This window comes from Noviherbaspirillum sp. (assembly GCF_035944575.1).
GTDB lineage: Bacteria > Pseudomonadota > Gammaproteobacteria > Burkholderiales > Burkholderiaceae_D > Noviherbaspirillum.
This window is the reverse complement of sequence record NZ_DASZBA010000071.1, coordinates 1-2,816: the sequence shown is the minus strand read 5'-3', so window position 1 is coordinate 2,816 and position 2,816 is coordinate 1. Positions and strand designations below refer to the sequence as shown.

3 protein-coding genes are annotated in these 2,816 nt (G+C 58.6%); 1 reads left to right on the top strand and 2 read right to left on the bottom strand.

The window, feature by feature from the left end; all coding sequences use genetic code 11:
- On the top strand, positions 1-246 hold a 246-nt coding region (locus VGU61_RS03985), incomplete at its 5' end, for a hypothetical protein (RefSeq protein ID WP_414691592.1).
- A gap of 30 nt (positions 247-276) precedes the next feature.
- On the opposite strand, the gene VGU61_RS03980 is transcribed toward VGU61_RS03985, so the two are convergent.
- Positions 277-1,746, bottom strand: coding sequence for a DUF3482 domain-containing protein (locus VGU61_RS03980; RefSeq protein ID WP_326857804.1), 1,470 nt, complete (start codon positions 1,744-1,746; stop codon positions 277-279).
- Positions 1,743-2,816, bottom strand: a 1,074-nt coding sequence (locus VGU61_RS03975) for a DUF2868 domain-containing protein (protein ID WP_326857803.1), incomplete at its 5' end; no start/stop codon positions are given. The genes VGU61_RS03975 and VGU61_RS03980, both read right to left, overlap by 4 nt.

Genomic DNA, 2,816 nt, shown 5'->3' with positions numbered 1-2,816 from the left:
TATGGGACATACTCGGCGTATTCCTATGAACAGCCATACGTAGTCTCATCTGTTCCGCCGGCTTATGTTCTGCCCGCGCCGGCGTATGGTTATGGTCCGCCTGTGTACGTCGGACCACCCGTGCATTTCAGCTTTGGATTGAATTATCGAAGCGGAGGCGGCCGGCATTATGGTCATGCGCATCGCCATCATCATTTTCGCGGCCATGGCTTTCATGGCGGCAGATACGGCGGCTGGCGGCGCTGAGTACCCATCTGCCGGGCCGCTATGATTTCCCTAAGTCCATGTGTGCATCTGGTGCGGGTAAAGCTTTTCGAATACCTGCAGCGTCATTCGCTTGAGCGTCTCGGTTAATGCATCCTGCGCCTTGCTTCGCTTATCGCCCGCCCGTGCATCCTGCCATATTCCGACGAGAGCATTCTCATTGATTGCCGCCACAGCCTCGACTTCACTCTGCCAGAAAGCCGGCGCCTCGCCCTCGACGAAATTGCCCCGGCCCCGTCCGAAATGCGCAACTGCCAGATAGCGCAGTACGCTCGTAACGACGAGGGTGCGCAGGAATTCATCGGAGAACCGCACCTTCGGTTCATTTCTGTCCGTGGAAGCATTGAATGCCCAGGCAGCTCCGGTAAAGGTGAGGGCGCCGGCAATCGCGCCGATCAGTGCGCCGGCACCGAACGTCATGCCGCCGGCCATCAAATCGGCCGACACGCCGGTCGCCGCGCCGGATAGCAATGCTCCCAGCAAGCCTGCCTGTTTCGTATCGACAGGGGCATGCACCACGAAACCCTTGTTCACTCGTTCATTGATCTCCTTCGCGGCGCCCGGATCCAGGCGGTGCAATTCCAGCAGGCGGGTGGTGGTGCGCAATATCCGCTCATTCAGCCGCGTCATCAATGTGCCCATTGCCTTGTTTACCCGCTTGGAGTCGCGCTGCTTGCCCATGCCGATCACGTTCAGCACCGGTCCGAGGATCGGACTGCCGGTGGTGTCGACGGGCTCGCTATCGCCTGCGGCTTCGATGAGCTGTTCCGACAGCAATTGCATGGCGCCATGCAGGCGCGCCTCGTGATTTCGCTCCCATGTCGTCACCAGACGGGCAAAGGCATCCTTCTTATCTGCCGGCACCAGCTCGCCGACGGTCTCGTAAAACACTCGTTCATGCACCCAGCATCTGGCAAACGCATCCAACGCAATGACCTTGCGAACCACCGGATAGGCTTCCAGGTGCTTCGCCCATTGCAACTGTTCGGCCTGCTCCTCCGCGAAGGGGCGTGGCGGGCCCATCTGGTTGAGCAACACTACGACCGGCTTTTCCAGCCATTGCAGTATTTTCATTTCTGGTGCCAGGTAACCGGTGTCTTTTGGGTTTTCCGACGAGTTCACAAGGTACAGCACGACATCCGCTTCCTCGCGGGCGGTCCTCATGGCCTGCTGGCTCAACCAGAATGGACGGTCCCGATAACGGTCTATCACTTCCCGCAGGAACCATCCGATTGGATTGCCGGACAAGCCCAACCTCTTCAGCAATCGCACCGAATCGCCGAACCCGGGCGTATCCCAAAGCTGCAGCATGTCGCCATCCGGTGTGGACAGAAGCATATGCGACTCCGACAGCGACGTAACATGCGGCGCATCGCGCACTTCACCGACATCCATGCCGACGAGGGTCCTGGCAAGCGTCGTCTTTCCCGCATTGGTATGCGAGATAAGAGCGAACTGGATTTTTTGTGCCGTGTCGTTCATCGGGAGCGGGCGAGCGAAGCCAGGCCGCGGTCGAGTTCATCCGCGTACTTATGGGGCGTAAGCAGATTGACGATAACCGCATGGACCTTGTGCAGTTCGCAGAACTGGCGCCAGAGGGAAATTCGTTCCTGGATGCGCGATGCGCTGCCGGGACCGTCACCCACGCGTTCCAGATAGGCGGATTCATCGACCAATGCCAGCAGCTTGCCTGGCGCGGCGCGCGACAGATGATCGAGGAAGTCGCCATGGTTCTCTTTTTCCGGCGTCGCACTCAGATTGAACAAGGCCGCCGTCAGTGCAATATCCGACTTTGCCGCAGGGGTTTGTCCGAGCAATTCACCGGGTTCATCGCCGTATCCCGTCGCGGGTCGGAGCATGAGTCGCGCCTGTTCGCCGATCAGCATTTGCGCTACAAGGGCAAGATTCTTGTCGCGCGCTTCGTCGATGGTGAAGCTGTACGGGAAAACCCGCATCACGGCGGGTGCGGACGACTCGACAATTCCGGCAAGCTTGCGGAAATAAGGTTGTGCAAGATCGATCGGGAAATGGTTCGACAGCCTGCTTTCCCTCCACCATGCAAATAGCGCAAGTGCAAGACGCGGCAACACCACTACGAGCAATAGTGTCCCCGCATACAGATGCACCCAACGCGCGCCTTCGGCACCGGATACTGTATGCGTAAGATGAGATGCTTTCACGTCGGCGAGCGAGAACCCTTGCAGTTGGAACAGCGCGATGACTGGCGTGAACAGAAATGTCAACACCGCATATACCTGCTCCGCGTTGAGGAAAGTGCTCTCCCAACCCACGCGATATTCGGTGAAGACCCCGCGCGCGTAGAGAGACAGGATGGCGCCCAGCGCGAAGCACAATGCGCTGTTATGCACAATGCGATTGAGACGCACACGCGTCAATGGCGCGCTCATTCTCGTCCAGTCCTCGCCAAACTTGATAAGTGCGGTTGCCAGCGGCTTCGGCAATTTCCGCTGTGCAGTAGTTATCCGTGCGGCGATGATTCGTTTCAGATGGAGCGGCGCTTTGGAAGGCCTTTTATGTGCCGGGATGAATGC

Coding starts and splice junctions, on each gene's coding strand:
- VGU61_RS03980 (WP_326857804.1), bottom strand. CDS start 1,746: ATGAACGACACGGCACAAAAAATCCAGTTCGCTCTTATCTCGCATACC.